Here is a 26,678-nt window from a genome sequence, read left to right on the forward strand (position 1 = left end):
CCTTGGCTACTCACTCTTCGATGCGGATGGCTTGCTCAGGGCAGGAGTGGGCGGCTTCGCGAACCAGCTCTTCTTGGCCGGGTGCCACCACCTCCGACACCGGCGACGACGTCCCGTCGATGTCGTTGAGCTCGAACGCATCCGGGGCGACCATCTTGCACAGCGTGTGGCCCTGACAGCGGTCCCCGTCAACCCAAACCTTCACTGCTTCCCCTAAATGTGGTAGTCGTACCACTTCAGATAGCCGCCCGCGTCCACGCGCAGCTGCATGCCGGTGACATACCGGGCCTCGTCGGATGCCAGCCACAACACCGCGTTGCTGATGTCTTCGGGCTCGACGTAGGGAATGCGCATCGCCTGCTGCACCCCGAACACCGGCTCGGCGTCCGCGCGCGTCGGGTGCTCGAGATCCGGGCGGAAGGCCCGGTACATCGGTTCGCTCTGCAACATGTTGGTGTTGGTGTTGGTCGGATGGACGACGTTGGCGCGGATGCCGCGCGGCGCCACCTCGGTGGCGAGGTCGTGGACGTACTGCGACAGCAGCCGCTTGGCGGTGACGTATGCCATGCCACCGGGATCGGCGCCCGGATTGTCCTTCTTGGCAACGTCCATCAGCGCAGCCGTCGAGCCGGTCGCGATGATCGACGCGCCCTCGTTGAGGTGCGGTAAGGCGACCTGGATGGCGTTGATGGTGCCGATCAAGTTCGTGTTGATGACGTCGCACCAGGCCTGCAGCGGCGGGTCGCCCTTCATCCCGGCGATCCCGGCCTGGGCCACGACGATGTCGACCTTGCCGAATTCGGTCAAGCCGTTCTGCAGCGCCTCGCGCAGCTGAGCGGGATCGCGCACGTCGGCCTGCGCGGTCAGCACGCCCTGGCCGGTCTTCTCGATGAGGCGGGCGGTCTCCTCGAGGTCCTCGGGCTGCGCCAGCGGGTAGCCGATGGTCTCGATGTCGTGGCAGATGTCCACGGCGATGATGTCGGCGCCCTCCTCGGCCAAGCGAACCGCGTGACTGCGGCCCTGCCCGCGGGCAGCGCCCGTCACGAATGCGACTTTGCCCTCAACGCGTCCCACAGAGTGTCCTTTCGTTTTGACTGATCGGTCAGGTGTTGCGGCCGCCGTTGACGCCCAGGATCTGGCCGGTGATGTAGCCGGCCTCGTCGGAAACCAGGAAGGCGCACGCGGCGGCGATGTCCTCGGGTTTGCCGATGCGCCGCACCGGCGTGCGATTGATGTTTTCCTGGACGTCCCCCAGATAACCGCGAGCTTCGGCGCTGCGCAGCATCGGCGTGTCGATGAAGCCGGGCGGCACGGCGTTGACCGTGATGCCGCTGGGTCCGTATTCCAGCGCCAGTGTCTTGGTGAGCCCGTTGACCGCGGACTTGGCCGCGACGTAGGCGCCCATGTAGGGGACACCCGAGTGAGTGCTCGACGAGGAGATGTTGACGATGCGCCCCCAGCCGGCCTCGATCATGTCCGGCAGCACCGCCTGGATGCAGTGAAACACGCCGTTGAGATTGACGTCGATGATCCGTTGCCAGTGCTCGAAGCTGATGTCGGTGAAGCGCTTGAACGAATCCATGCCCGCGGCGTTGACCAGAACCGTCACCGGCCCGAACTGACCGCGGATCTCGTCCAGCGCGGCGTCCACCTGTGCCCGGTCGGTGACATCGGCGGTGAACGCCGACTCGTCATCGTCCGGTGCGCGCAGATCGAGGGTGGCTACCGCGAGCCCGTCTTTGCGCAGGCGCGCGGCGATGGCCTGCCCGATTCCCGAGGCGCCTCCAGTGACGACAGCGGTTCTCATCGCACAGTTAGCCCGTCGTTTCTGGTGCCAGCGGCCGCGAAAAGCGCAACCGTCTTCATGGTGGACAAGAATCTCCCTTCCGGTTTTGAGAACACTACTCTCAAATATCGCCTGCGTGCAACCGCGCGACGTGCCTGGTCAGGGCGGTGAGGTGGTGGCCGTCAGTCGCTCTGACCAGCGCCGCAGGGTTGAGCCGACTTGCTTGAGTTCTCTGAATCGGAATGTATGATTCGCCGCAGATGAGAACCAAATTATCAAGGTGGTCTAGGAGGCCGAATGGCGCAACAGGGCACGGCGACTGACACCGCTCGGCAGTCCGCCAACGGAAGCTCTGGTCCGGGTTCGGCCGATCGGCACCTTCTGATCGACGGGCAGCTGGTGGGCGCCGCGAAGACCTTTCCTTCCTATAACCCTGCGACCGGCGCAGTGGTGGGTCACGCGCCCGACGCCACCGCGGCCGACGCAGAGGCCGCTGTCGCCGCGGCGCGACGTGCGTTCGACACGACGGACTGGTCGACGAACGTCGAGCTGCGCGTCCGCTGCCTCGAGCAGCTGCACCGCGCGCTCGTCGAGCACCGCGACGAACTGGCCGCGCTGACCGTTGCAGAAGTCGGCGCAACCCAGATGCTGTGTGCCGGCCCGCAGCTGGACCAGCCGATCGACATCGTGCGCTACTACGGCGAACTGCTGAAGACCTATCCGATGACCGAAGACCTCGGCAACATCGAGAGCAGAGGTGCTCAGCACCACCGCTGGGTGGAGAAAGAGGCGGCCGGCGTCGTCGCCGCGATCATCGCCTACAACTACCCCAACCAGCTCGCGCTGGCCAAGCTCGCCCCCGCGCTGGCCGCCGGATGCACAGTCGTCCTCAAGGGCGCCCCGGACACGCCATTGGTCACGCTGGCGCTCGGCGAGCTGATCGCCAACCACACCGACATCCCGCCGGGCGTGGTCAACGTGCTCAGCTCGTCGGCCCCGGAGGTGGGCGCGGTGCTGACTACGCACCCGGACGTCGACGTCGTCACGTTCACAGGCTCCACCGCGACCGGCCGCAAGATCATGGCCGCGGCCAGCGACACCCTCAAGCGGGTGTTTCTAGAGCTCGGCGGCAAGTCGGCGATGATCGTTCTCGACGACGCCGACTTCAACACTTGCGCAATGATGGCCGCGTTCATGATCACCTCTCACGCGGGCCAGGGCTGCGCAATCACCACGCGGCTGCTGGTGCCGCGCAAGCACCACGACGAGATCGTCGAGCAGGTCCGCAATTTCCTCGGCATGGTGCGCTACGGCGATCCCGCCGACGAGGCCACCTACATGGGGCCGCTGATCAGCGAGCGTCAGCGCGACAAGGTGGACGCCATGGTGCAACGGGCGGTGGCGGCGGGCGCCACGTTGGTCACCGGCGGCAAGAAAGTCGACGGCCCGGGCTACTTCTACGAGCCGACGCTGCTGACCGACGTCGATCCCGACAGCGAAATCGCGCAGGACGAGATCTTCGGGCCGGTGCTGGTGGTGATCGCCTACGACGACGATGATGACGCGGTGCGAATCGCCAACAACTCGATCTACGGGCTGTCCGGCGGGGTGTTCGGTAACGAGGAGAGGGCGATCGCGCTGGCGCGGCGCATCCGCACCGGCACCTTCTCGATCAACGGCGGCAGCTACTTCAGCCCCGACGCGCCGTTCGGCGGCTACAAGCAAAGCGGCATCGGTCGCGAGATGGGCACGAAAGGGCTCGAAGAATTCCTGGAGACCAAGACGCTCGCCACGGTGGTGCAGTAGTGAGTGAGCCGCTGGACGGAATCCGTGTCCTCGAAGTCGCGATGTACGGCTTCGTCCCGTCGGCCGGCGCGGTGCTGGCCGAGTGGGGCGCCGACGTCATCAAGGTCGAGCACGCGGTCACCGGCGACCCGCAGCGAGGGCTGCGGCAGACCGGACCACTGCGGGTCGAAGGCGACCCGAACCCGAACATCGAACACGCCAACCGCGCCAAGCGCAGCATCGGGCTGGACATGTCCGTGCCGGAGGGCAAAGAGGTATTGCTCGAATTGGCAAGGCGCGCAGATGTTTTCCTGACCAGCTTCCTGCCGGGACACCGCAAGAAGTTCGGCATCGACGTCGACGACATCCGCGCGGTGAACCCGGACATCATCTACGCCCGCGGTAGCGCGCTGGGGCCGCGCGGCGAGGAATCGGTCAAAGGCGGCTACGACATGACCGCGTTCTGGTGTCGCGCCGGCACTGCGGCGACCATTACGCCGCCCGGCATGGAAGGCATGATCGCTCCTCCGGGCCCGGCGTATGGCGACACCATCTCCGGCACCAATCTCGCCGGGGGCATCGCCGCTGCGCTGCTCAAGCGTGAGCGCACCGGCGAGTCGTCGATCGTCGACGTCTCGCTGCTGGGCAGTGGTCTGTGGTCGCTGGGTCACACGGTTGCGCTGACCAAGCACCTCGGCCAGCTGATGGTCAGCCCGCCGCCGGGCATCCACGGCTCACCGATCAACCCGCTCGTCGGCGTGTACCCGACGGCCGACGGCCGCTACATCTCGTTCGTGATGATGCAGGCGTCGAAGTTCTGGGCCGACGTGTGCAAGCACATGGATCTCGAGGAGTACATCGACGATCCGCGCTTCGCCGGCGACGAGCAGATCGCCGCGAATACCGCCGAAGCAGTGGAGATCCTGAAGGCCGCGATGTCCAAGCGGCCGCTGGTGGAGTGGAGCCAGCGGTTCGCCACGCTGGCCGGGCCGTGGGCGCCGGTGCAGGACACGCTGCAGGCGGCTGAGGATGCGCAGGTGCGCGCCAACGAGTACCTCGTGCGCGCGGGCCAACTCGACCTCGTCGCCAACCCGGTGCAGTTCGACGTGTCGGCGCCGCGGACCGGGCCGGCACCGGGGTTCGCCGAGCAGACCGACGAGATCCTGGCCGAACTCGGACTGGACTGGGACCGCATCATCGAGCTCAAGACCGCCGGCGCGGTCACCTAGGCTGGACGCCCCATGCCGTACGTCGCGTCGATCGGAACCTATCTGCCGTGTTGGGGAGCGGCGCTTCACCGGGTTGCCGGCGACGACGAGGATGCGATCACGCTTGCGGTCGAGGCCGGCCGCGCTGCGCTGGACGGCAGCGCGGCGGTGGAGCGGGTGGTGATCGTCAGCCGCCACTTGCCGCTGCTGGAAAGCAGCAATGCCGCAGTCCTGCTGGCGGGTCTGAGCCTGGACCCAGAGCTCGAAGTCGACGAGCGTCTCGGTGGTGCGCCGGCCGCGCTGGACGCGCTGAGCTCGGCGCGTCCTCGGACGCTGGTGATCGGGGTGGACCTGGAGCCGGCCGGTGCCGCCGCGGTGCTGACGGCAGACAACGGGCTATGGGTGCGAACAGCCGCCCGGGTCGCCCGCAGCCTCCCGGTGCGCACCCGCAACACGATCGGCGGGGTACACGACTACGGCGATCCGCGGCTGCTGCACGAACGGGGCCTGATCGCCTCCCTCGGCGCGGCCTGGCTGGATACGCCCGCCGCGCTGGCCGGCGTGGACCACGCGACCGCCGCGGAACTATGCCTCGGAGATCCGGCACCGCTGCCGACCATGGGGGCGAGTGCGGGGCTATTCGCGCTGGCGGCGATGGCCGAAGCCGGCAAGACAGGGCCGTTGGTGGCCGTCGAGCAGGCCAGCCTGTCCGGTCTGACCGTGGTGGGCGGTCATGCGCCCACCCACCGGCGTGAGCCCGAAGCACGAGAGATGCCGGCGGGCACAGTGGTACCCGGCGCGGACATCCCGATCTCGCTCGCGGCCTACGAGCGGGCCTTCGAAGCCAAGGTCCGGTGGGAGGCGGGCAAGTTTGCCGACAGCGACGAATTGGATTTTCCGCCCCGCTATCGCGTCGACCCGGACGGCCGGTTGAAGACGCGCTACGAACGTGTGCCGCTGCCCCGCACTGGCACCGTCTACACCGAGACCACGGTGCACATTCCGGTTCCTGGCCTCAAGGCTCCGTATTCGCTGGTGATCGTCGAACTCGACGGTGTGGGGGTGCGCGCGCTGGTGAAGGTGACCGGCGCCGAGCCCGGAACGGTCGGCATCGGCGATCGCGGCCGGCTCGCGCTACGCCGGGTGGCGGTCAGATCTGGGGTTCCTGATTACGGATATGCATTCGAACCCGAAACGAGTGTGGCGTGAGTCATACTCTGTTGACGCTTGAGAAAGTGGCTGAGCCTGACATCGCCGAGGTGACGTGCGCCAGCCATTGCCGAAAGGCGCAGGAGGGGACGGCATGCGGAAGGTAGCCATTGTCGGCGCTGGCATGACTCCCTTCGCCGAGCACTTTGCGCTCGGCATCAAAGATTTGTTGCCGATGGCGTTCGCCGAGTGCGCGGCGAGTGTCGACAACGGCATCGACAAGTCCGACCTCGGGGCCGCCTGGTTCGGCGCGATGGGTACTCCCGACGGCTTCCCTTCCGGCATCCTCGCCGACACCCTGGGTTTGCCGGACCTGCCCGTCACGCGGGTGGAGAACTCGTGCGCGACGGGCAACGACGCGGTGCGCAACGCGCTGTTCGGGGTCGCGTCCGGTGCGTGCGACGTCGCGCTCGTGATGGGCGCGGACAAGATCCGCGAGACGTCCACCAAGGACATGGTCTGGGAGTGGGAAGCCATGGCCCGCGATATGGCCTGGGACTACCCGCTGGGACTGGTGTCGCCCGCCGGATTCGCGTTGCACGTGGCGCGCTATCTGCACGAGTCACCCGCGACGAAAGAGCACATGGCGATGGTCGCGGTCAAGAACCACCGGCACGGCGCGAACAACCCCAAGGCGCGACTGCAGTTCGAGATCACGATGGAGCAAGCGCTCGCCGCGCCGACCATCGTGACCCCGTTCGGGCTCTACGACTGCGCGCCCCAGAGCGACGGCGCTGCGGCGCTGGTGCTGGCCGCCGAGGACGTGGTCGCCCAGTTCACCGACCGGCCCGTCTGGATCCGCGGCGTCGGACTTGGCCTGGATTCGGTGATGCACCAGCACAAGACCGACATGACCACGTTCCCCGCCACGGTGCGCGCCGCGAAGCAGGCATTCGGGATGGCCGGGCTCACGCCGGCGGACGTGGACGTGGCTGAAGTGCACGACTTCTTCACCGGCATCGAGCTGATGAGCTACGAAGATCTGGGCTTCGCCGACCGCTTCGGCGCGTACAAGCTCGTCGAGGCGGAGGTCACCAGCATCGGCGGACCGTTGCCGGTGAACCCGAGCGGGGGACTGAAGTCGAAGGGCCATCCGCCGGGCGCCACGGGCGTCGCGCAGTGCGTCGAGCTGTTCGCCCAGCTACGCGGAGAGGCCGTCAATCAGGTTGACGGTGCTCGGATTGCCCTGGCGCACAACATCGGTGGGCCCACAGCGGTGTCAGCCGTGACGATCCTGGAAGGGCCAAAGACCTGATGGCGACAAGGACCAAGGGGCCGGAACGCTGGGGCACCGGCATCTCGCTTGGCCGAGGCTCCAAGCCGGCGCAGGCCATCGGCGGGTTCTTCGCGATGTCCGGTGACGCGATCATGTTCATCTTCCGCCGGCCGTTCCAGTGGCGCGAATTCTTGGAGCAGTCCTGGTTCGTCGCACGCGTCTCGCTGCTGCCGACGGTGATGGTGGCGATTCCGCTGACGGTGCTGGTGAGTTTCACGCTCAACATCCTGCTGCGCGAACTGGGGGCGGCTGACTTGAGCGGTGCCGGTGCCGCGTTCGGCGCCGTCACCCAGGTGGGGCCGTTGGTGACGGTGCTGATCGTGGCGGGCGCGGGTGCGACGGCGATGTGCGCCGACCTGGGTTCGCGGACCATTCGCGAAGAGATCGACGCGATGGAGGTGCTGGGCATCAACCCGGTGCAGCGGCTGGTGACGCCCCGGATGCTGGCGGCGGGCCTGGTGGCACTGCTGCTGAACAGCCTCGTGGTGATCATCGGCATCCTGGGCGGCTACATCTTCTCGGTGTTCGTCCAAGACGTGAACCCCGGCGCGTTCGCCGCCGGCATCACGCTGCTCACCGGCGTTCCGGAAGTGATCATCTCGTGCGTCAAGGCCGCGCTGTTCGGACTCATCGCCGGACTGGTCGCGTGCTACCGCGGACTGATCATCACCGGCGGCGGCGCCAAAGCCGTCGGCAACGCCGTCAACGAAACGGTCGTGTACGCGTTCATGGCGCTGTTCGTCGTGAACGTGGTCGTCACCGCGATCGGCATCCGGGCGACGGTGAAGTGATGGGGCACAGGCGATGACGCTGCGCGCCACCTACCCCCGGGTATTCCGGGCCCTCGACCAATTCAAGCGGCCGGTTACCACCCTCGGCCGCATCGGCGATCACACCATGTTCTACGGCAAGGCGATCGCCGGCACTCCGCACGCGACCTTGCACTTCCGCCGCGAGATCATTCGGTTGATCGCCGAGATCAGCATGGGCGCAGGCACATTGGCGCTGATCGGCGGCACCGTGGTGATCGTCGGCTTCTTGACGCTGGCCGCAGGTGGCACGCTGGCCGTGCAGGGCTACAGTTCGCTGGGCAACATCGGCATCGAGGCTCTGACCGGCTTTCTGGCGGCGTTCATCAACGTCCGCATTTCCGCGCCCGTCGTCGCCGGAATCGGCTTGGCCGCAACCTTCGGCGCCGGCGTGACCGCGCAGCTGGGCGCGATGAGGATCAACGAGGAAGTCGACGCACTGGAGTCCATGGGCATCCGGTCCGTCGAATATCTGGTCAGCACGCGGATCGTCGCGGGGATGATCGCGGTGGTTCCGCTGTACTCGATCGCCGTCATCTTGTCGTTCGTCGCGAGCAAGTTCACCACCGTGGTGATCTTCGGGCAGTCTTCCGGGCTCTACAACCATTACTTCTCGACGTTTCTGAACCCGATCGACCTCTTGTGGTCGTTCCTTCAGGCCATCTTGATGGCACTGGCGATCCTGTTGGTACACACCTACTTCGGCTACTTCGCCCAGGGCGGACCATCCGGCGTGGGTGTGGCCGTGGGTAACGCGGTGCGAGCGTCGTTGATCACCGTGGTGTCGGTGACGCTGCTCGTGTCGCTGGCGATCTACGGCTCGAACGGCAACTTCAACCTGTCGGGATAAGAGAGGAGGTCGATGAAGCCCAGTGTCACGCGGCCCCTCGTGGGCTTGGTGAGCGTTCTGCTGGTGGTCGCGGTCGTGGCCGTGGCGATCATCCTCTTTCGCGGCGGATTCACCAATTCCGTTCCGGTGACGGTGGTTTCGCCCCGCGCCGGGCTGGTGATGAACCCCGACGCCAAGGTCAAGATGCGGGGCGTGCAGATCGGCAAGGTGGAATCGATCGAAGAGCGTGCCGACGGTCACGCCGTCCTCCACCTGGCGATGGACCCCGGTGCGCTGAAGTACATCCCGCGCAACGTGCTCGTCAACGTCGCGTCGACCACGGTCTTCGGTGCGAAGTATGTGCAGCTGGTAGCACCGAAAAACCCGGATGCGGAGACGATCAAGCCAGGTGCGGTGCTCGACGCGAAGAACGTCACCGTCGAGATCAACACGGTATTCGAGCAACTGTCGAAGCTGCTGTCGAGCATCCAGCCCGAGAAGCTGAACGAGACCCTGGGTGCACTCGCGACGGCGTTGAACGGCCGCGGCGAGAAGATCGGCCAAATGCTCAGCGATCTCGATGATTTCCTGGCCAAGACCTACCCGAGCCTCGACGGGCTGCGCCACGATCTGCAAGTGGCACCGCAGGTGTTCGACACCTACGCCGACGCCGCCCCCGACCTTCTCGACACCGCCCGCAACGCGACGCGCATCAGCGACTCGATCGTCGACGAACAGAACAACCTCGACGCGTTCCTGGTCAGCGCGATCGGGTTGGCCGACATCGGAAACGACGTCATCGGCACCAACCGGCAAACCCTGACCGATGTCCTGCACACGCTGATCCCGACCACCGACCTGCTCAATGAGTACAACCCCGGCCTGACCTGCACGCTGCAGGGCATCGGTGTGATCACGCACCAGCCGCCGTTGCCGCTGCCGGGCATCGTCGTATCGGTGGGGCTCACGCTGGGCATCGAGCGCTACCGCTACCCGACCAATCTGCCGAAGGTGGCCGCGACGGGCGGGCCGCACTGTATGACGCTGCCCAACGTGCCGAAGGACACCCAGCCGAACTTCTTGATCATGGACGACGGCGCCAACCCTGAACAGTACGGAAACCCCGGAATCCTGCTCAACTCCGACGGTCTCAAGCAGCTGTTGTACGGTCCGATCGCGGGGCCGCCGCGCAACACCGCACAGATCGGAATGCCCGGATGAGGGGCGGATGGCGCGGCACGCTGGTCAAGTTGGTCATCTTCTCGGTGGTGATGATCCTTTTGACCGCGTCGCTGTTCTTCATCTTCGGCCAGTACCGGACCGGCGCGACGAACGAATATTCCGCAGTGTTCACCGACGTGTCGCGGCTGAAGCCGGGGGACACGGTCCGCATTGCGGGCATCCGGGTGGGCACCGTTGGCGAGGTGTCGCTGCGCGAAGACAAGAAGGTTGTCGTGAAGTTCGACGCCGACCGCAGCGTCAAGCTCACCAACGGAACCCGTGCGATGGTGCGCTACCTCAACCTGGTCGGCGACCGCTATCTCGAGCTCGCCGACGGGCCCGGGTCCACCAAGATCATGTCCGCCGGCTCCCAGATCCCAGTCGACCGGACGGCAGGCGCGCTCGACCTCGATTTGTTGCTCGGCGGCCTCAAACCGGTGATCCAGGGATTGAACGCCCAAGACGTCAACTCGCTGACGCAGTCGCTCATCCAGATCTTCCAGGGCCAGGGGGGCACACTTGAATCGCTGTTCTCGAAGACGTCGTCGTTCTCGAATGCGTTGGCCGACAACACCGAGGTGATTCAGCAGCTGATCGACAACCTCAACACCACCATCCACACCCTCGACAAGAACGGCAACCAGTTCAAGGACACGCTCGATCGGCTGCAGAAACTGGTCAGCGGGCTCTCTCAAGATCGCGACCCGATCGGCGACGCAATTGTGCAGCTGGACAACGGAACTGCATCGATCGCCGACCTGCTGACCAACGCACGCCCACCGCTGGCCGGCACGGTCGACCAGCTGAACCGGCTGGCGCCGTTACTCGACGACGGTAAGGACGTCCTCGACGCGAACATCCAGAAGATGCCTGAGAACTACCGCAAGTTGGTGCGGCTCGGATCCTACGGTGGTTGGTACAACTACTACCTCTGCGGAGTTTTCTTCCGCGCCACCACCACTGACCCGACGAGCCGGCCGGTGTTTTTCCCGTGGGTCTTGCAGACCAGCGGACGGTGTGCGGAGCGCTGATGCAGAAATACCGCGGAGGCAAACTCATTCGCGCCGGATTCCTCGGCGTGGTGCTGATCGTGCTCGTGATCGTGGTCGGTCTTCAGCCCGAACAACTCAAGTCGATTGCCTCGTCGCTGCGCTACCAGGCGCTGTTCACCGAAGCCGGTGGTCTTGCCAAGGGCAATCCCGTGACCGTGTCTGGCGTCAAGGTCGGGACGGTCTCGGCCATCGAGCTGAAGAACGGCGAAGCGCTGGTGACCTTCAACGTTCCCGCCCGCATCCAGCTCGGCGATGACACCACCGCCCACATCAGAACCGGAACCCTGCTCGGTGAGCGGGTATTGACCCTGGAATCCGCCGGCAACGGGCGGCTGCGGGCCATGGATGTGATTCCCACGTCACGGACCGGCTCCCCGTACTCGCTGACCGACGCGGTCAGCGATCTCACCACCAACGTGTCGGGCACCAACACCGAAAACCTCAATCAGTCGCTGGACACGCTGGCTGCCACGCTCGATCAGATCGCACCGCAGCTCGGACCGGCGTTCGACGGCGTGTCCCGATTGTCGAGGTCGATCAACGACCGCAACCAGTCCCTGCGCGAATTGCTCAAGAGCGCAACCAATGTCACCGGAATCCTGTCCGAGCGCAGCCAGCAGATCAACGCGCTGCTGCTCGACGCCAACAGCTTGCTGGCGGTGCTCGTCGAACGGCGCAATGCGATCGTTTCACTGCTGGCCAACACGTCTGCGGTGTCTCAGCAACTGACCGGATTGGTCCACGACAACGAAGCCGAACTGGCGCCCACGCTGGAGCGGTTGAACCGGGTGACCGCGATGCTCGAGAAGAACCGCGACAACCTCGCCCAAGCGCTACCGGGCCTGAAGAAATACCAGATCACCCAGGGCGAGGCCGTGGCGAACGGGTTCTACTACAACGCATTCATCCCGAATCTGAGCCTGCCGCAGCTGCTTCAGCCCTTCATGGACTACATCTTCGGGTTCCGGCGCGGTGTCGACGTGGGACAGCCGCCGGACAACGCGGGGCCGCGAGCCGAGCTTCCCTTCCCGTACAACGGGATTCCGCAGCCGTATGAGCAGTGGGGGCCGGGCCGATGACAAGAAGGCGCCTTCTGACCGGCGTGACGATCGTGCTCGTCGGCTTGCTCGTCGCCGCAGGGTTTTTCGTCGTGCGCCAAACGTTCTTCAAACCCAAGACCATCACTGCGTATTTCACGACCGCCACGGCCATCTATCCCGGTGACGACGTGCGGGTTTCCGGCGTCAAGGTCGGCAGCATCGCGGCGATCGAGCCAGCGGGCACGCGAACCAAGATGGTGATGCACGTCGACCGCGGTGTGCCGATCCCGGCCGACGCCAAAGCGGTGATCGTCGCGCAGAACCTGGTGGCGGCGCGGTACGTACAACTGGCACCGGCGTACAAGTCGAAGGGCCCGCAGATGGCCGACGGCGCGGTGATCCCGCTCGAGCGCACTGCCGTGCCGGTCGAGTGGGACGAAGTCAAGGAGCAGTTGAAGCGGCTCGCAACAGAATTGGGTCCGAACGCCAACGCGTCGACGCCCGCTGTGGCCCGTTTCATCGACAGCGCCGCAGACGCGCTGGCGGGCAACGGTGACAAGCTCCGGCAAGCCATCGCGCAGCTCTCCGGTGTGGCGCGTGTCCTGGCCGACGGCAGCGGCAACATCGCCGACATCATCAAGAACTTGCAGATCTTCGTCAGTGCGTTGCGCGACAGCAACACTCAGATAGTGCAGTTCGAGAACCGGCTGGCCACGCTCACCAGCGTCATCGATGACAACCGGTCCGATCTGGACGCCGCAGTGTCGGATCTTTCCGTCGCGGTGGGCGAAGTGCAGCGTTTCATCGCCGGCACCCGCAACCAGACCAGTGAACAGGTGCAGCGGCTCGCCAACGTCACGCAGACGCTGGTCGACCATCAGATGGACGTCCAGAACATCCTGCATCTGGCGCCGACCGCGTTCTCGAACTTCTACCACATCTACAACCCGGACACGGGAAGCCAGGTCGGTGCGCCCGTGCTGAACCCGTTGCTCACCAACCCGGTGTGGCAATACTGCGGAATGGCGGGAGCGGTCGAGAACGTCACGTCGACGGAAACGACGAAACTCTGCGAGCAGTACCTCGGACCGGCATTGCGGTTGCTCAACGCCAACAACAATCCGCTTCCGATCAACCCGTTCCTGATGCCCGCGTATTCGCCTGGCCGGGTGGAGTATTCCGAGCCGCGACTGGCACCGGGTGGCGAAGGGCCGAAGCCGGGGCCGCCGGAGATGCCGCCCGCCGTGTCGGCATACACAGGGCTGCAGGGCGACTATCCGCCTGCCGCGCCGCCGCCCCCACCGCCGGCGCGCATCCCTGGCGTCTCCTACCCGGCGCCCACCGAAGCGGCGGGGCCTCCGCCGCCACCGAACACGCCGGCTCCGGAGAATGCACCGGCTGCTCCGGGACCGAGCCTGCCCGACTTGCTGCTGCCCGCCGAGAGGCCGCCGTCATGACGCGTAGGAATCGCTTGCGCCGAGCCGTCGTCGTCGCCGCCTGCGCGGCGTCGGCGGTCACCGGATGTTCGTTCCAAGGCGTGAACTCGCTGCCGTTGCCCGGAGCCGTCGGCAGGGGCCCGGACGCGAAGACCTACCACGTCGAGATCGCGAATGTCGGGACGCTGGAGTCGAATTCGCCCGTGTTGATCGACGACGTGGTGGTCGGCAGCGTCGGCAAGATGAGCGTGCAGGGGTGGCACGCCAATGTCGAGGTGTCGGTGCGGCCGGACGTGGTGGTGCCCGCCAACGCGGTGGCGAGCGTCGGACAGACCAGCCTGCTCGGCTCGATGCATTTGCAGTTGTCTCCACCGCTCGGTGAGCCGCCGCGCGGGCGGCTGGAACCGGGGTCGACGATCCCGCTGAGCAAGTCGTCGACGTACCCGTCGACCGAGCAGACCTTGTCGTCGCTGTCACTGGTGCTCAACACCGGCGGCCTGTCACAGCTCGGCGACATCATCCACAACTTCAACGCTGCGTTGTCCGGGCGTCAGGAAAAGATCCGCGACCTGCTCACCCGGCTCGACCAATTCGTGGGCACGCTGGACGAACAGCGCGACAACATCATCGCGTCGATTCAGTCGCTGAACCGGCTTGCCAACACGTTCGCCGGCCAACGCGACGTGATCACCGACGCGCTGAAGAAGATACCGCCGGCGCTGGACGTGCTGGTCAAAGAACGGCCGAACATCACCACCGCGTTGGAGAAGCTCGGCACGTTCAGCGACACCACCACGCAACTCGTCAACGACAGCCAGGCCTATTTGATTCGCAATCTGCAAAACCTCGAGCCGATCTTCCGCTCGCTCGCAGATGTCGGACCCGATCTCGCTGCCGCTCTTGCCTATCTCCCTCACTTCCCGTACAGCCAGGACCTGATCGACCGAGCTGTGCGCGGGGACTACGCCAATCTGTTTGCGGTCTTTGACATTTCGCGGGAACGCTTGAAGCGCGGCTTGCTTCTCGGCACGCGCTGGGGGGAGCCGGGCGCGGTACTGCCGGCGGCGCCCGGCGAGCCGTACTTCATGCGAGATATGTTCGACCCGGTCAACCCGGTGAACACCGCGTTGAGCGCCGGCCTCGCTCCGCCGCAGCCGGACACCCCGCCCGGCGTGCCGCGTGCACCCGTCACGCAGGCCGCCGCGCCCCAGATGCCGCCCGCTGCCGCCCCGGCTCCGTTGACGTCGCCGGGTGCGGTGCCGCCTGGCGGGCCGCCTCCGACACCGGATGCCGCGCCCGCGGCCGAAACGCCTTTCCCGCCATCGCACATGGATGTGGGTAGCTGATGCTGACGCGTTTTGTCCGAATCCAGCTGACGATCTTCACGATCGCGTCGATCGTCGGCGTGCTGGCGATGATCTTCTTCTACATCCAAGCGCCGACCCTGCTGGGCATCGGTCGCATGTCGGTCACGCTGGAACTGCCCGCGGCGGGCGGCCTGTACCGCTTCAGCAACGTCACCTACCGCGGCGTGGAGGTCGGCAAGGTCACCTCCGTGGAGCTGACCCGAGACGGCGCGAAAGCCGTGATGTCGCTGAACACGTCGCCGAAGATCCCCGCCAACCTCGAGGCGCAGGTGCGCAGCATCTCGGCGGTGGGCGAGCAGTACGTCGAGCTGCGCCCGCGTACCGACTCGGGCCCGTACCTGCACAACGGTTCGGTGATCGCCAAGAGCGACACGACGATTCCGCAGGACGTCGGCCCGATGATCGATCAGCTCAGCGAACTGCTCAAAAGCATTCCGAGGGACAAGATCAGCGCATTGCTCGACGAGACGTTCAAGGGGTTCAACGGCGCGGGCTATGACCTCAGCTCGCTGGCCGACTCGTCGGCCAAGCTCTCCGGCGATCTGAACCGCGTCGGCGACAACACCCGTGACCTCTACAACGACGCGGGTCCGCTGCTCGACAGTCAGGCCCAGACCAGCGACTCGATCAAGCTGTGGTCGCGAAGCCTGTCGGGGATCACTCAGCAGCTCGTCACCGACGATCCCCAGCTCCGCACCGTGCTGCGCAAGGGGCCGGGCGCGTTCGACGAAGCCTCGGCGCTGCTGTCACAGATCAAGCCGACCTTGCCGGTGCTGCTGGCCAACTTGAAGACCATCAGCCAGATCCTCGTGGTGTATCACGCTGGGGTGGAACAACTTCTGGTGATCCTTCCGCCGGACGTCGCGGGCATCCAGGCTGTGGCGCCGTCGAAGAACCAGACGGGATGGGCGCTGGGCGACTTCGCGATCGACATCAGCGACCCGCCGCCCTGCACGGTCGGCTTCCTGCCGCCGAGCCTGTGGCGCAGTCCCGCCGACACCACAACCCTCGACACCCCGGATGGGTTGTACTGCAAGCTTCCGCAGGATTCACCGATAGCAGTCCGTGGTGCCCGTAACGCACCGTGCATGGAGGTTCCGGGTAAGCGCGCGCCCACCGTCGAAATGTGCCGCAGCCCTGAGCCGTTCAAGCCGTTGGCCGTGCGGCAGCATTCGCTGGGGCCCTACCCGTTCGATCCCAACCTCGTGTCTCAAGGGGTTCCGCTCGACGACCGGGCCACATTCGGTGATCAGATATTCGCGCCGGTGCAGGGAACGCCACTGCCGCCCGGCGTGGGGCCGCCCGCGGCGGCGCCACCAGTACCGCCGGCGGGTGCCGTCCAGAATCCGGCTCCTCCAACGTCGAATCCGCTTGCGCCAGCGGCTGATTCGGTGCCGCCCGAGGCGAACGCAGTGACACCGCACGGTCCGCCGCCTGGTCCCGTGCCGGACGGCGCTGTGCCGCAGGCCGCCGCCAGCGCGTCGGACGGATCCACTGCCGCGCCGACAGCCGCTGTGGCGCAATACGATCCGCGCACCGGCCGCTACTTCACCCCGGACGGGCAGATGTATCAGCAACTAGGAGTGGGGACGTCGGCATCGCCGCCGAAGACGTGGCAGGACATGCTGCCGAAGTAGAGCTGCGTCAGGCGATCTTGACCAGCTTGAACGGCATCCGGATCACCAGCAGCTTGTTGAAGCCGCAGGCCCCGCTGGGGCCGGTGGTGGCGTCCTCGCCCGCCAAGATCGGCGAACCGACCTTGACGAATCCCGTTTCCGGGTCGACGGGGTAGAACCGGTAGACCTGCTCGCCGGTGGCTGAGGTGCCGTCAGCGCAGGTCTCCCAGCCCGGCAGTTCGCGGCGCACCAACCACGATCCGGAGATGAACGACATGCCGGCGGTCCAGCCTTGATCGCTGGTCACGGTGCCGGTGCACGTCAGCGGGTTCGGGCACGACGAGCTGATGGTCCAGGTGCTGCGGACCGTCGCCTCGTCGTGGTAACTCTCGTTGGTTCTCGCCCACTCGCCGTTCGACGTGGCCGCGTAGGTGCCGTTGATCGCCGGGTCGTTGTCTGCACTGGCAATGCCCGCGCCCGGGCCACCGATTGCGGAGGCAGCCGCCAGTAAAGCACCTGCTATCGCACCGATCGAACGCACCGATCGCTCCTCATGGGAAATGGCATTCTCAGAACGGGAGAATAACATCGGGGGCGCTCAGAGCGGCTCGAACGCGGAAATCAGCCAGGACCCGTCGACCTTCGAGAGAGTGACACGAACGGCGGCTTGGCTGGGCACCGGGGCGGGCTGTGCCTTGCTTTCGGACGTCTTGTCGACGAACACCAGCACCTTGGCCGAATCGGGCGTGATGTCTTCCACCGCCGCCTGAACCACGTTTGCTGTGGTCGTGATCTGCTTGTCTCGCGCAGTCGACGCCATGACCTGCTGCGTGAAGTTGGTGTAGTAGGCCAGAAAGTCGCCGGTGAGATGCGACTTGGCATTGGCGATGTCCTTGTCCAGGCTGTCGGGCGAGTACGACAACACCGCTACGGCGCCTTTTGTGGCCGCGTCTTCGGCGGACTGGCGTGCGCGCTGATCGGTGAGCTGCTCGGGCCGGTACTGCTCGACGTACACAAGAGCGGCCAGCACGACTGCCAGCAGCACGAGCGCGACAAGCGCGATCGAGCGCCATCGTGCTTGCACCCAGTTCGCGATGCGCACGAGCGCCGTCGTCCTCAGCGGGCGCGCGGGTTCGTCGACGCGTGCGTCGTCGACATCGGAGGGGGACTGGTCGGTGGTCAATTGACGAACTCGAACTGTGAGGTCTTGAGCTGGTGGTCGTCTTCCTTGAGGGACACGCTGATGCGCCACGTCGCCGACGGCAGCTTCTGGTTGTCCCTGGTGGTGCCGTCGGAGGTCGCGGCGACCAGAACCACGGCCGAATCGTCGGTCATCGACTCGACGGCCGCTGCTTTCACCGCGAGTGTGGTGCGCACCCCGGACCGCTCGACACCCTTGGCGATCTCGTCTGCTCCACCGGCCTGCAGGGCCTGCTTGAATTGCCCGGTCGAGTTTTCGACGACGCGCTGCATCTGTTGCCTGACCGTGGCCGGATCCAGCGACATCATGGTGACCACACTCTGGCGCGCTGCCGCGGCGAACTCCGCTTCCCGCTGCCGATGGCGGTCCACATCGCGTACATGCCAGAGCATCCATCCAGTCGAGGCCAGCGCGGCGACGACGACCAGCACCGCGGCGCCTCGGGCCACCTTCGCCAGGATTGCCGGGCGGCGTGACCGCCGGCGCGCACGGCGGTCGGCGCGCGCCGCCTCGTCGACCTGCCGCCGTAGTTCCTCGGCCCGGGCACGGGCGGCATCGGCGCGAGCTTGCGCTTCCCGCGCCAATGTCGCGGCGTCCTCGATCGGCATCTCCTCGACGCCGATCGAGCCCTCAGGGTTCGCGTCGAGCACCGTTGCTCGGCGCTTCCGCGGCGACACTTGCTTACTCGCTCCTCCCGTGCGCGGGCGACTTCGTCGCTGGTTGCGGTGCAAGAGCAGCCACCCTATCACCGGGGGCCCGGCAAATCTTCTCCAAAATGAAGAACTTCCTTCTCGGTTATGTCAGAGTAGCGACGTGAAACTCTGCGCGCTTGCCGGGACGGGGTTGTTGGCGGCTGGATTGCTCACAGCGGCACCACCGGCGGCGGCCGGGCCGACGGTCTGCGACGTGCCGGCGTGCACGCCAGGCATCCAGCCAGGAGCCGTCTTGGGAGCGCCGTGTGACAACACCACCTACTACGTGTTCGGCGTGACCGACTGGGGCCGGCTGGTGTTCTGCGGGTCGCCGCGGCGCTACGAGCCGCGCTGGTTCCGGTCGCCGTCGATGTTCGGCATCAAGGACGAGAACACCGACTGCAACAACTATCAAAACGGCGTGGCGCAAGCGCCCGACGGGCTCTTCCTCACCTGCGTGCCCGTAGAGGGCCAGGCGCTCTGGCTGCGTGGCGACACCTAGCCGCGCGCCTACTTCACGGGCGTGAACTTGATGTTCAGCTCGGTGAGCCCGCGCAGGATGAACGTCGGCTCATAGGTGTAGTTGCGCTGACCGGCCGGGCCGTGCTTTTCCTCGTCAATGGTGATGTCTGCCAGGCGATCCAGGATGCGCTCCATCGACACCCTGCCCTCGACTCGCGCCAGCGGAGCACCCGGACACGAGTGGATGCCGCGGCTGAACGCGATGTGCTCGCGGACGTTGCGCCGGTCGAGCTGGAACTCGTGCGGATTGTCGAATCGCTGCGGATCGCGGTTGGCCGCACCGGGACTCACCATCACGGTGGTGCCGGCGGGGATCGGAACGTCGCCCAGCGTCGTGGACCGGCGAGCCATCCGGAACACGCTCTTGACCGGGCTGTCCATCCGCAGGCATTCCTCGATGAAGTTCGGAATGCGGCTGCGGTCCTCGCGTAACTGCTGCTGGATGTCCGGACGGTCGCCGAGCACACGCAGCGCTGCCGACAGCAGCTTGGCCGTGGTCTCCTGTCCGGCGCCGAACAGGAATGTCGCGGTGCGCACCACGTCGGTCACTTCGGGCGTGGACCCGTCCGGGTACTTCGCCGTCGCCAACCCGGTCAGCACGTCGTCGCGGGGGTTCTTGCGCCGGTCCTCGATGTAGTAGCTGAACTTCTCGTCGGCCCATTCCAACGGGTTGGTGGCGATCGGCTCGTGGTCGAGTCCGCCGATGCGTGAACCCGGCCGCTCGGCGCCGAAGTTGGTACGGAACTCTTCGTGATCCTCCTCGGGCACCCCGAGCAGGTCGGCGACGACGATCAGCGAGAACGGCCTGGCATACGCGGCCAGGAATTCGCACTTCCCATCGTCGATGAACTCGTCGATGTAGCGGTCGGCGAGCCGCCACATGAAGTCTTCGTTCTCTTTGAGCCGTTTGGGCGTCAGCAGTCGGCTCAGCAGCGATCGAGCGTCGGTGTGGTACGGCGGGTCCATGGTCACCATGTGCTCGTACATCGGGATCTCGGTGCGGTGCTGCTCGATCAGCGCAGAGATGTCGTCACCCTCGGGCGTGAACGGGATCGGGGTGAACGGCCCGGCGACGGCCACGCACGACGAATAGGACTCGACGTCCTTGTAGACGGCGTTCGCCGCCTCCCAGCCGGTGACGGCCAGCACGCCGTTGTTGATCGGACAACATGTGGAATTCTGGCCACGCAGGTGATCGAAGTACGGGTGAGGGTCAGGGATGAGCGATGGGTCGGTGAAGTAGTCGACCCCGTCGAAGTTCGTCATAAGTGTGATTGCCTCCTGAAGCCCTCACTCGATAGGCCCGAGCGACGTATGCTGTGCATCTGCTTAGCATGGTGCCGGGGCGAGGTCAAGGCAAGAGCGAGGTGCGATGACATCGAGTCGCAGAATCGGCGCTGCGGACGCCAAGAACCGCGGCGTGCTGCTGGACACCGCCGAGCGGCTGATACTCGAAGAGGGTTACGCCGCAGTCACTTCCCGGCGCCTGGCCGAACGCGCCGGGCTCAAGCCGCAACTCGTGCACTACTACTTCCGCACGATGGAAGACCTGTTTTTGGAGGTGTTCCGGCGCCGCGCCGAGCAAGGCCTCAAGGCGCAGGCTGAGGCATTGGATTCGTCGCAGCCGCTGTGGGCGCTGTGGCGGCTGAGCACCGACGCCGCCACCAGCCGGTTCATGATGGAGTTCGCGGCGCTGGCGAACCACCGCAAGACGATGCGGGCCGAGATCGCGCACTACGCCGAACGATTCCGGGAGGAGCAGTGGCGGACGTTGGCGACCGCGCTGGCGCGCTACGACGCCGACCCGGAAACCATGCCGCCGATCGTGTGGTCGGTGCTGTTCACCAGCCTGTCGACGGTGCTGGCGATGGAAAAGGGTCTCGGCGTGTCACTGGGCCACGCGGAAACGGTGGAAGTGGTGGAGCGTTACCTTCGCCGGCTGGAGGGCGAGCCGTCGGACGCGCGGCACCGCTGAGCTACCAGGTGCGCATCGAGCAGAGCACGCCCTTCGCGCCGTCATTGCGGACCTTGACGACGCCGTCGACCGCGATTTCGCAATGGAAGTTCGGCGTGCCGGGCTCTGAACCGGTGTTGGCGATCACCATCGCCCACCACTCCGGCTTCTGCAGATCCAGCTCGAACGACCACGGGTGCCCGGGCCCGATGTCGGCTTCGACGTTCGGCATGAACTCGTACGGGTTGTGGCTCCAGTCGGCGAAGACCGCAGGCTCGTGGTCGAGGTAGTAGATCTCCGCATAGATCGGGTTCTGCGCCGTGAGCGTGTACTTCACGTGATGAAGGGGAGCGACGACCACGTCGTCGTCGGCATCTGCCGGGCCCGCTGCGCACATCGCGGTGGCCGCGAGCACTATCGCCGACACCGCACCCGCGATGGTCCGAGTCATCTGGCGCGCCTCATCACTCGTTCAGCGGCCTCCCAGTGTTCGTCCCCAACCCACAGCCGCGCAAAAGAGGCTACCGCTTCGTCGGGCGAAACACCGCTGATTACGCGCTTGATCTCGGCCGCTGGGCGGTTTGCCAGCGACCGGGCCAGCGTCCGCCAGTCGTCGTCGAACGACGCCCGCGGCACCACTTGGTCGACGAGACCGATGCGCTGCGCCTCGGCGGCGTTCAGTGCGGTGCCCGACCCGGCCAGCAGCAGCGCCCGTCCGGGCCCCACCAGCGCTGCCAACCGCTCGGCGCCGCCCCAGGCGGGCATGATCTCCAGCGACACCTGGTTGAACGCGATCTTGACATCCTCGGCGGCGATCCGGATGTCGGCGGCAACTGCAACTTCGGCGCCGCCTCCGAACGCGTGACCGTTGAGTGCGGCGACCACGGGCGCGCGGAACTGCGCCAGCCGATCGCAGATGGTCCGCATCCGCCACGCCATCGCGGACGCATCCTCGACGGTTCGCAGCGCGGCGAGTTCCTTCAGATCTCCGCCCGAGACGAATGCCTTGTCGCCGGCGCCCCGGACGACGAGCGTCCGGACGTCCGCCGAGGCGTCGAGATCGTCGAGCGCCTTCTCGAGTTCGCCCATCGTGTCCAACGAGATCGCGTTGCGCGCGTGGGGGCGGTCGATGGTGAGTACGGCCAGTCCGTCGTCGACCTCCACGTCCACCATGTGACCGTTCTCCGATGCGATATTGGCATTCTCCCTGCGGGAGAATAGCATCTCCAACGTCATGATCATCGCCGGTCGAAGCGTCGTCACGCGGCCCATTCCCGCCGAATTGGCCAAGCGTTACGAGGACGAGGGGTGGTGGACCCGCGAGACGCTCGGCGACGTGCTGGCCCGCGGTCTTGCCGCCTTTCCCGACACCGGTTTCCAGGTGCACTCCACGGTACGGCCGTGGGCGGGCACGTATCGCGACGTCGAGCGGATCGCGCGCCGACTCGCCGCGGGACTGCACGCGCGCGGGGTGGGACCCGGTGACGTGGTCGCGTTCCAGCTGCCGAACTGGATGGAGGCGGCGGCAACGTTCTGGGCGTCGGCGCTGCTCGGGGCGGTGGTAGTGCCGATCGTGCACTTCTACGGCCGCAAGGAGCTCGCACACATCCTGCGTGCCGCACAGCCGCGGGTGTTGATCACCGCCGAACGGTTCGGCCGCATGGAGTATCAGCGCGACCTGTGCGCCGACGTTCCGATCGTCGGCTTGGTCGGCGCCGATGTGGGAGCACCTCCCGCTTGCGGGGGACGCTCGCGCGAAGAGCATCAGCACCGCTTCGACGGGTTGCTCGCCGACGAGCCGATGGCCGGCACGCTGCCGGCCGACCCCGCCGAGCCGGCCTTGCTCGCGTTCACGTCCGGCACCACCAGCGACCCGAAGGGCGTCGTCCACAGCCATCAGACGATCGTGTGCGAGACCCGGCAGCTGCACGCCAACTATCCGCCCGATCGCGGCAGGCAGCTCACCGCGGCGCCGGTCGGGCATTTCATCGGGATGCTCGGCGCGTTCCTGATACCGGTGATCGACGGCGCGCCGATCGACCTCGTCGACCACTGGGACCCTGCTGAGGTGCTGGCGCTGATGAAGCGGGAGGGCCTGGCGGTCGGAGGCGGCCCGCCGTACTTCTTCACCAGCCTGCTCGACCACCCGGACTTCACCGACGAGCACCTGCAGCACATGAAGTCGGCCGGCCTCGGCGGCTCGACCGTGCCCGCGGCGGTCACGCGGCGGCTGACCGACCTCGGCATTCACGTCTTCCGGTCCTACGGCAGCACCGAACACCCATCGGTCACCGGAACGCCGCACGACGGCCCGGAGGACAAGCGGCTGCTGACCGACGGCTGCCCGCGGCCCGGGGTCGAGATCCGGCTCGGCGACGACGGCGAGATCTTCAGCCGCGGGCCCGACCTGTGCCTGGGCTACATCGACGAGGCGATGACGCGGGCAGCGTTCGACGACGAAGGCTGGTACCGGACCGGCGACGTCGGTGTGCTCGACGCTGACGGTTACCTCACCATCACCGACCGCAAGTCCGACGTGATCATCCGCGGCGGAGAGAACATCAGCGCGCTGGAGGTCGAGGAGGTGCTGCTGGCCATGCCGGCAGTCGCCGAGGCCGTCGTGGTGGCCGCCCCGGACGCGCGGCTCGGGGAGCACGCCGCGGCGGTGCTTCGGGTCCGGCCGGGGCACACCATGCCCACGCTCGACGAGGTGCGCCGGCACTTCGCGGCAAGCGGCGTGGCGATGCAGAAGTGGCCGGAGGAGCTGCACGAGGTCGACGACTACCCGCGCACCGCGAGCGGCAAGATCCAGAAGGCGGCCATTCGCGAGCACGTGAGGCGCAAGTGCGTGAGCACGTGAGGCGCAAGCGCGTGAGCGCGTGAGCCGGGCAGCCCCGAGCGTGTTGCCACGCCACTCGCGTGAGAATAGGATTCTCTCGAGAAGAAAAGGAGAGTTTCATGGGCCAACTGTCGCATCGGGTCGACATTCCGTTTCCCCTGTTCGATGCGGACAACCACCTGTACGAGCCGCCGGAGGCGCTGACCAAGTACCTGCCGAAGGAGTACAAGGACGTCGTCCAGTACGTCCAGGTCAACGGCCGCACCAAGATCGCGATCCGCGGCCAGATCAGCAACTACATCCCCAATCCCACCTTCGAGGTGGTCGCCCGGCCCGGGGCGTGGGAGGAGTACTTCAAGTTCGGCAATCCGGAGGGCAAGACGCGTCGCGAGCTGTTCGGCGAGCCGATGAGGGCGATCCCGGCGTTCTTCGAGCCGGGTCCTCGCCTCGAGAAGATGGACGAGCTCGGCGTCGACCGCACGCTGATGTTCCCGACGCTGGCCAGCCTGATCGAGGAGCGGCTGCGCGACGACCCCGTCGCGATCCACGTGCTCATCCATGCGCTGAACCAGTGGCTCGACGAGGTGTGGGGTTTCAACTACAAGAACCGCATCTTCACCACACCGGTCATCACACTGCCGATCGTCGAGAAGGCGATCGAGGAGTTGGAGTGGGTGGTCAAGCGCGGTGCGCGGGCGATCCTCATCCGGCCGGCGCCGGTGCCCGGGTTCCGCGGGCCGCGGTCGTTCGCGCTGCCTGAGTTCGACCCGTTCTGGCAGAAGGTCATCGAGTACGACGTGCTGGTCGGCATGCACTCCTCGGACAGTGGCTACTCGCGCTACATCTCCGAGTGGGACGGCACCGCCCAGGAGATGCTGCCGTTCCAGACCAACGCGATGGCGATCCTCAACGAGTGGCGCCCGATTCAGGACGCGGTGGCGTCTTGGGTGATCCACGGCGCGCTGTTCCGGTTCCCGGATCTGAAGGTGGCCATCGTCGAGGCGGGGTCGAAGTGGATGTTCCCGCTGCTCGACCAAATGGCCGAGGTCTACAAGAAGACCCCGGAGAGCTTCCCCGGCAACCCGATCGAGGAGATCAAGAACCGCATCCACGTCAGCCCGTTCTACGAGGAGGGCATCGACGACCTGATCAACCTGGTGGGCGTCGACCGCGTGCTCTACGGCTCGGACTGGCCCCACCCCGAGGGGCTGGCGGAGCCGACGCACTTCGTGACCGCGCTCGAGCATCTTTCGGTCGAGGATCAGGCCAAAATCATGGGCGGTAATCTGGGTCGCCTCGTCACGGTGTGACCTGCCCTAGCTGGCGGACCATCCCCGCGATGGTCCTGAGCGCAGCGGACCGCTTCGGCGACGCGGAAGCCGTCGTCGACGGTCCGCTGCGCCTTTCCTTCACACAGCTGGTCGACCGGATCCGTTGCGCTGCAGGCAGTTTCGCAACTGCCGGGGTGAACAAGGGCGACCGGGTGGCCATCTGGGCGCCCAACTGCGCGGAATGGATCGTCGCCGCGTTCGGTCTGCTGACAGCCGGGGGAGTGCTGGTGCCGGTCAACACCCGGTTCAAGGCGTCGGAAGCCGCCGACGTGATCACGCGCAGCGGCGCGAAGTTGGTGTTGGTGCAAAAGGGTTTCCTCGGCCAGGAATTCGACGTCCCGCCCGGCGTACCGGCGATCGATATCAAGTCCGACTTCCTGGCCAGCGGGCAGCCTTTCGACCAGCGAGTGAGCGAGCTCGACGGCACCGAGATCGCCGACATCATCTTCACGTCCGGCACGACGGGCCGGCCCAAGGGCGTGATGATGAATCACCGGCAGACCTTGCGGGCCTACGAGGAATGGGCGACGCTCGCCGATCTGCGCGAGGGTGACCGGTATCTGATGATCAACCCGTATTTCCACACGTTCGGGCTGAAGGCCGGTCTGATCGCGTCCTTCTTGCGGGGTGCGACAATGTTGCCGGTCGCGGTGTTCGACATCGACCGGATAGTGGATCTCATTGCGCGCGAACGGGTTTCGATGCTGCCAGGACCGCCGACGTTGTATCACTCACTGCTGACGGTGCGCGACAAGAGCAAACTGTCGTCGTTGCGGGCGGGCGTGACGGGAGCTGCGGACATCCCCGTCGAACTGATTCGCCGTGTGCTCGAAGAGCTTCCGTTCCAGACGCTGATGACCGGCTACGGGCTCACGGAGGCCGGCAACGTCACGCTGTCGCGGCCCGGTGATTCGTTCGAAGACCGGGCCACCACCGCCGGGCTGCCGTGCGACGGCGTCGAGGTCCGGATCGCCGACGACGGGGAAGTGCTGGTGCGTGGCTACAACGTCATGCAGGGCTACTTCGACGACCCGGCGGCGACGGCCGAGGCCGTCGACCCCGAGGGGTGGCTGCACACCGGCGACCTGGGCAGCCTCGACGATTCCGGGCGCTTGCGCATCGTCGGGCGCAAGAAGGACATGTTCATCGTCGGGGGCTTCAATGCTTACCCCGCCGAGATCGAGGGGTTCTTGTTGCAGCACCCCGCGGTGGCGCAGGCGGCGGTCATCGGGGTGCCGGACGAGCGACTCGGGCAGGTCGGCAAGGCGTTCGTGGTGCCGAAGGCACCTGTCACGGCCCAGGAGCTGATCGACTGGGCCCGGGAGCGCATGGCCGGCTTCAAAGTGCCGCGCTATGTCGAATTCCTCGAGGAGCTGCCTCTCAATGCCACCGGCAAGGTCCAGAAAGACCGCCTGCGGTAGGCGGCGAAAGTGATGTTTGCGGAATCGGGAAATGATGTTTCCGCAGCCAGACCCTCGATTATGTGTCCCTGAAGTCGCTTGGCC

Annotated in this window: 25 protein-coding genes and 1 pseudogene; 17 read left to right on the forward strand and 9 right to left on the reverse strand. The window is 66.3% G+C overall.

All coding sequences use genetic code 11. The features are described 5' to 3' along the window. Positions 1–10: 10 nt before the first annotated feature. Genes AC5Y4N_RS14060 through AC5Y4N_RS14070 form a run of 3 tightly spaced genes read right to left on the reverse strand, consistent with a single transcriptional unit; the run spans position 11 to position 1,807 of the window. Positions 11–205: a ferredoxin gene (locus AC5Y4N_RS14060; RefSeq protein ID WP_499908961.1), complete on the reverse strand. Its 195-nt coding sequence runs from the start codon at positions 203–205 to the stop codon at positions 11–13. Positions 206–213: 8 nt separating this feature from the next. After that, positions 214–1,074: a mycofactocin-coupled SDR family oxidoreductase gene (locus tag AC5Y4N_RS14065; protein ID WP_499908959.1), complete on the reverse strand. Its 861-nt coding sequence runs from the start codon at positions 1,072–1,074 to the stop codon at positions 214–216. 28 nt (positions 1,075–1,102) lie between these two features. After that, entirely contained in the window at positions 1,103–1,807 is a 705-nt protein-coding gene (locus AC5Y4N_RS14070) for an SDR family NAD(P)-dependent oxidoreductase (protein WP_499908957.1), read from the reverse strand. Between the two features lie 276 nt (positions 1,808–2,083). Between AC5Y4N_RS14070 and AC5Y4N_RS14075 the strand changes: the two genes are divergently transcribed. From AC5Y4N_RS14075 to AC5Y4N_RS14130, 12 genes are all read left to right on the forward strand, one after another. Next, on the forward strand, positions 2,084–3,592 hold the full coding sequence (locus AC5Y4N_RS14075) for an aldehyde dehydrogenase family protein (RefSeq protein ID WP_499908955.1): 1,509 nt from the start codon (positions 2,084–2,086) through the stop codon (positions 3,590–3,592). Next, entirely contained in the window at positions 3,592–4,800 is a 1,209-nt protein-coding gene (locus tag AC5Y4N_RS14080; RefSeq protein ID WP_499908953.1) for a CaiB/BaiF CoA transferase family protein, read from the forward strand. The genes AC5Y4N_RS14075 and AC5Y4N_RS14080 overlap by 1 nt, the downstream gene beginning before the upstream one ends. 12 nt (positions 4,801–4,812) lie before the next feature. After that, on the forward strand, positions 4,813–5,988 hold the full coding sequence (locus AC5Y4N_RS14085) for a Zn-ribbon domain-containing OB-fold protein (RefSeq protein ID WP_499908951.1): 1,176 nt from the start codon (positions 4,813–4,815) through the stop codon (positions 5,986–5,988). Between the two features lie 94 nt (positions 5,989–6,082). After that, positions 6,083–7,243, forward strand: coding sequence for a thiolase C-terminal domain-containing protein (locus AC5Y4N_RS14090; protein WP_499908949.1), 1,161 nt, complete (start codon positions 6,083–6,085; stop codon positions 7,241–7,243). Continuing rightward, entirely contained in the window at positions 7,243–8,055 is an 813-nt protein-coding gene (locus tag AC5Y4N_RS14095) for an MlaE family ABC transporter permease (protein WP_499908947.1), read from the forward strand. The genes AC5Y4N_RS14090 and AC5Y4N_RS14095 overlap by 1 nt, the downstream gene beginning before the upstream one ends. 13 nt (positions 8,056–8,068) lie before the next feature. Then, a complete protein-coding gene (locus AC5Y4N_RS14100; RefSeq protein ID WP_499908945.1) occupies positions 8,069–8,923 on the forward strand; it encodes an MlaE family ABC transporter permease in 855 nt (284 codons plus the stop codon). A gap of 12 nt (positions 8,924–8,935) precedes the next feature. Next, complete coding sequence (locus tag AC5Y4N_RS14105; RefSeq protein ID WP_499908942.1) at positions 8,936–10,123, forward strand: MCE family protein; 1,188 nt, start codon at positions 8,936–8,938, stop codon at positions 10,121–10,123. Then, complete coding sequence (locus AC5Y4N_RS14110) at positions 10,120–11,154, forward strand: MCE family protein (protein WP_499908940.1); 1,035 nt, start codon at positions 10,120–10,122, stop codon at positions 11,152–11,154. Before AC5Y4N_RS14105 ends, AC5Y4N_RS14110 begins: the two co-directional genes overlap by 4 nt. Next, the gene (locus AC5Y4N_RS14115) at positions 11,154–12,254 is read left to right on the forward strand and encodes an MCE family protein (RefSeq protein WP_499909318.1); all 1,101 of its coding nucleotides are present in this window, start codon (positions 11,154–11,156) and stop codon (positions 12,252–12,254) included. The genes AC5Y4N_RS14110 and AC5Y4N_RS14115 overlap by 1 nt, the downstream gene beginning before the upstream one ends. Next, entirely contained in the window at positions 12,251–13,672 is a 1,422-nt protein-coding gene (locus tag AC5Y4N_RS14120; RefSeq protein ID WP_499908938.1) for an MCE family protein, read from the forward strand. Before AC5Y4N_RS14115 ends, AC5Y4N_RS14120 begins: the two co-directional genes overlap by 4 nt. 14 nt (positions 13,673–13,686) lie before the next feature. Then, a complete protein-coding gene (locus AC5Y4N_RS14125) occupies positions 13,687–14,997 on the forward strand; it encodes an MCE family protein (RefSeq protein WP_499909316.1) in 1,311 nt (436 codons plus the stop codon). Then, positions 14,997–16,655: an MCE family protein gene (locus AC5Y4N_RS14130; RefSeq protein ID WP_499908936.1), complete on the forward strand. Its 1,659-nt coding sequence runs from the start codon at positions 14,997–14,999 to the stop codon at positions 16,653–16,655. Before AC5Y4N_RS14125 ends, AC5Y4N_RS14130 begins: the two co-directional genes overlap by 1 nt. A 7-nt stretch (positions 16,656–16,662) precedes the next feature. Here AC5Y4N_RS14130 and AC5Y4N_RS14135 read toward each other — a convergent pair whose 3' ends face one another. The 3 genes from AC5Y4N_RS14135 to AC5Y4N_RS14145 are packed head-to-tail and all read right to left on the reverse strand — an operon-like array spanning position 16,663 to position 18,512. After that, on the reverse strand, positions 16,663–17,175 hold the full coding sequence (locus AC5Y4N_RS14135) for an Rv2253/PknI dimerization domain-containing protein (RefSeq protein WP_499908934.1): 513 nt from the start codon (positions 17,173–17,175) through the stop codon (positions 16,663–16,665). A gap of 57 nt (positions 17,176–17,232) precedes the next feature. After that, positions 17,233–17,817, reverse strand: a complete 585-nt coding sequence (locus AC5Y4N_RS14140) for an Rv1363c family protein (RefSeq protein ID WP_499908932.1) — start codon at positions 17,815–17,817, stop codon at positions 17,233–17,235. Then, positions 17,814–18,512 carry an Rv1363c family protein gene (locus AC5Y4N_RS14145; RefSeq protein WP_499908930.1) on the reverse strand — a complete coding sequence of 233 codons (699 nt, stop codon included), beginning with the start codon at positions 18,510–18,512 and terminating at the stop codon, positions 17,814–17,816. The genes AC5Y4N_RS14140 and AC5Y4N_RS14145 overlap by 4 nt, the downstream gene beginning before the upstream one ends. A 136-nt stretch (positions 18,513–18,648) precedes the next feature. Between AC5Y4N_RS14145 and AC5Y4N_RS14150 the strand changes: the two genes are divergently transcribed. Continuing rightward, the gene (locus AC5Y4N_RS14150; RefSeq protein WP_499908928.1) at positions 18,649–19,029 is read left to right on the forward strand and encodes a hypothetical protein; all 381 of its coding nucleotides are present in this window, start codon (positions 18,649–18,651) and stop codon (positions 19,027–19,029) included. An 8-nt stretch (positions 19,030–19,037) separates the two neighbouring features. Here AC5Y4N_RS14150 and AC5Y4N_RS14155 read toward each other — a convergent pair whose 3' ends face one another. Beyond that, complete coding sequence (locus AC5Y4N_RS14155) at positions 19,038–20,315, reverse strand: cytochrome P450 (RefSeq protein ID WP_499908924.1); 1,278 nt, start codon at positions 20,313–20,315, stop codon at positions 19,038–19,040. 106 nt (positions 20,316–20,421) lie between these two features. Between AC5Y4N_RS14155 and AC5Y4N_RS14160 the strand changes: the two are divergent. Next, positions 20,422–21,107, forward strand: a pseudogene (locus tag AC5Y4N_RS14160) (TetR/AcrR family transcriptional regulator); the annotation flags it as partial. Here the strand turns inward: AC5Y4N_RS14160 and AC5Y4N_RS14165 are convergent. Both AC5Y4N_RS14165 and AC5Y4N_RS14170 read right to left on the reverse strand, forming a co-directional pair. Further along, positions 21,026–21,454: an Rv2576c family protein gene (locus tag AC5Y4N_RS14165; protein WP_499908922.1), complete on the reverse strand. Its 429-nt coding sequence runs from the start codon at positions 21,452–21,454 to the stop codon at positions 21,026–21,028. The pseudogene AC5Y4N_RS14160 and the gene AC5Y4N_RS14165 overlap by 82 nt on opposite strands. Next, a complete protein-coding gene (locus tag AC5Y4N_RS14170; RefSeq protein ID WP_499908920.1) occupies positions 21,451–22,176 on the reverse strand; it encodes an enoyl-CoA hydratase/isomerase family protein in 726 nt (241 codons plus the stop codon). The genes AC5Y4N_RS14165 and AC5Y4N_RS14170 overlap by 4 nt, the downstream gene beginning before the upstream one ends. Before the next feature lie 61 nt (positions 22,177–22,237). Between AC5Y4N_RS14170 and AC5Y4N_RS14175 the strand changes: the two genes are divergently transcribed. The 3 genes from AC5Y4N_RS14175 (at position 22,238) to AC5Y4N_RS14185 (ending at position 26,594) form a co-directional block, all read left to right on the forward strand. Beyond that, complete coding sequence (locus AC5Y4N_RS14175) at positions 22,238–23,863, forward strand: AMP-binding protein (RefSeq protein WP_499908918.1); 1,626 nt, start codon at positions 22,238–22,240, stop codon at positions 23,861–23,863. Positions 23,864–23,961: 98 nt separating this feature from the next. After that, a complete protein-coding gene (locus tag AC5Y4N_RS14180; protein ID WP_499908916.1) occupies positions 23,962–25,152 on the forward strand; it encodes an amidohydrolase family protein in 1,191 nt (396 codons plus the stop codon). Continuing rightward, a complete protein-coding gene (locus AC5Y4N_RS14185) occupies positions 25,149–26,594 on the forward strand; it encodes a FadD3 family acyl-CoA ligase (protein WP_499908914.1) in 1,446 nt (481 codons plus the stop codon). The genes AC5Y4N_RS14180 and AC5Y4N_RS14185 overlap by 4 nt, the downstream gene beginning before the upstream one ends. Positions 26,595–26,678: the final 84 nt, after the last annotated feature.

It is taken from the genome of Mycobacterium sp. NGS19, assembly GCF_059813155.1.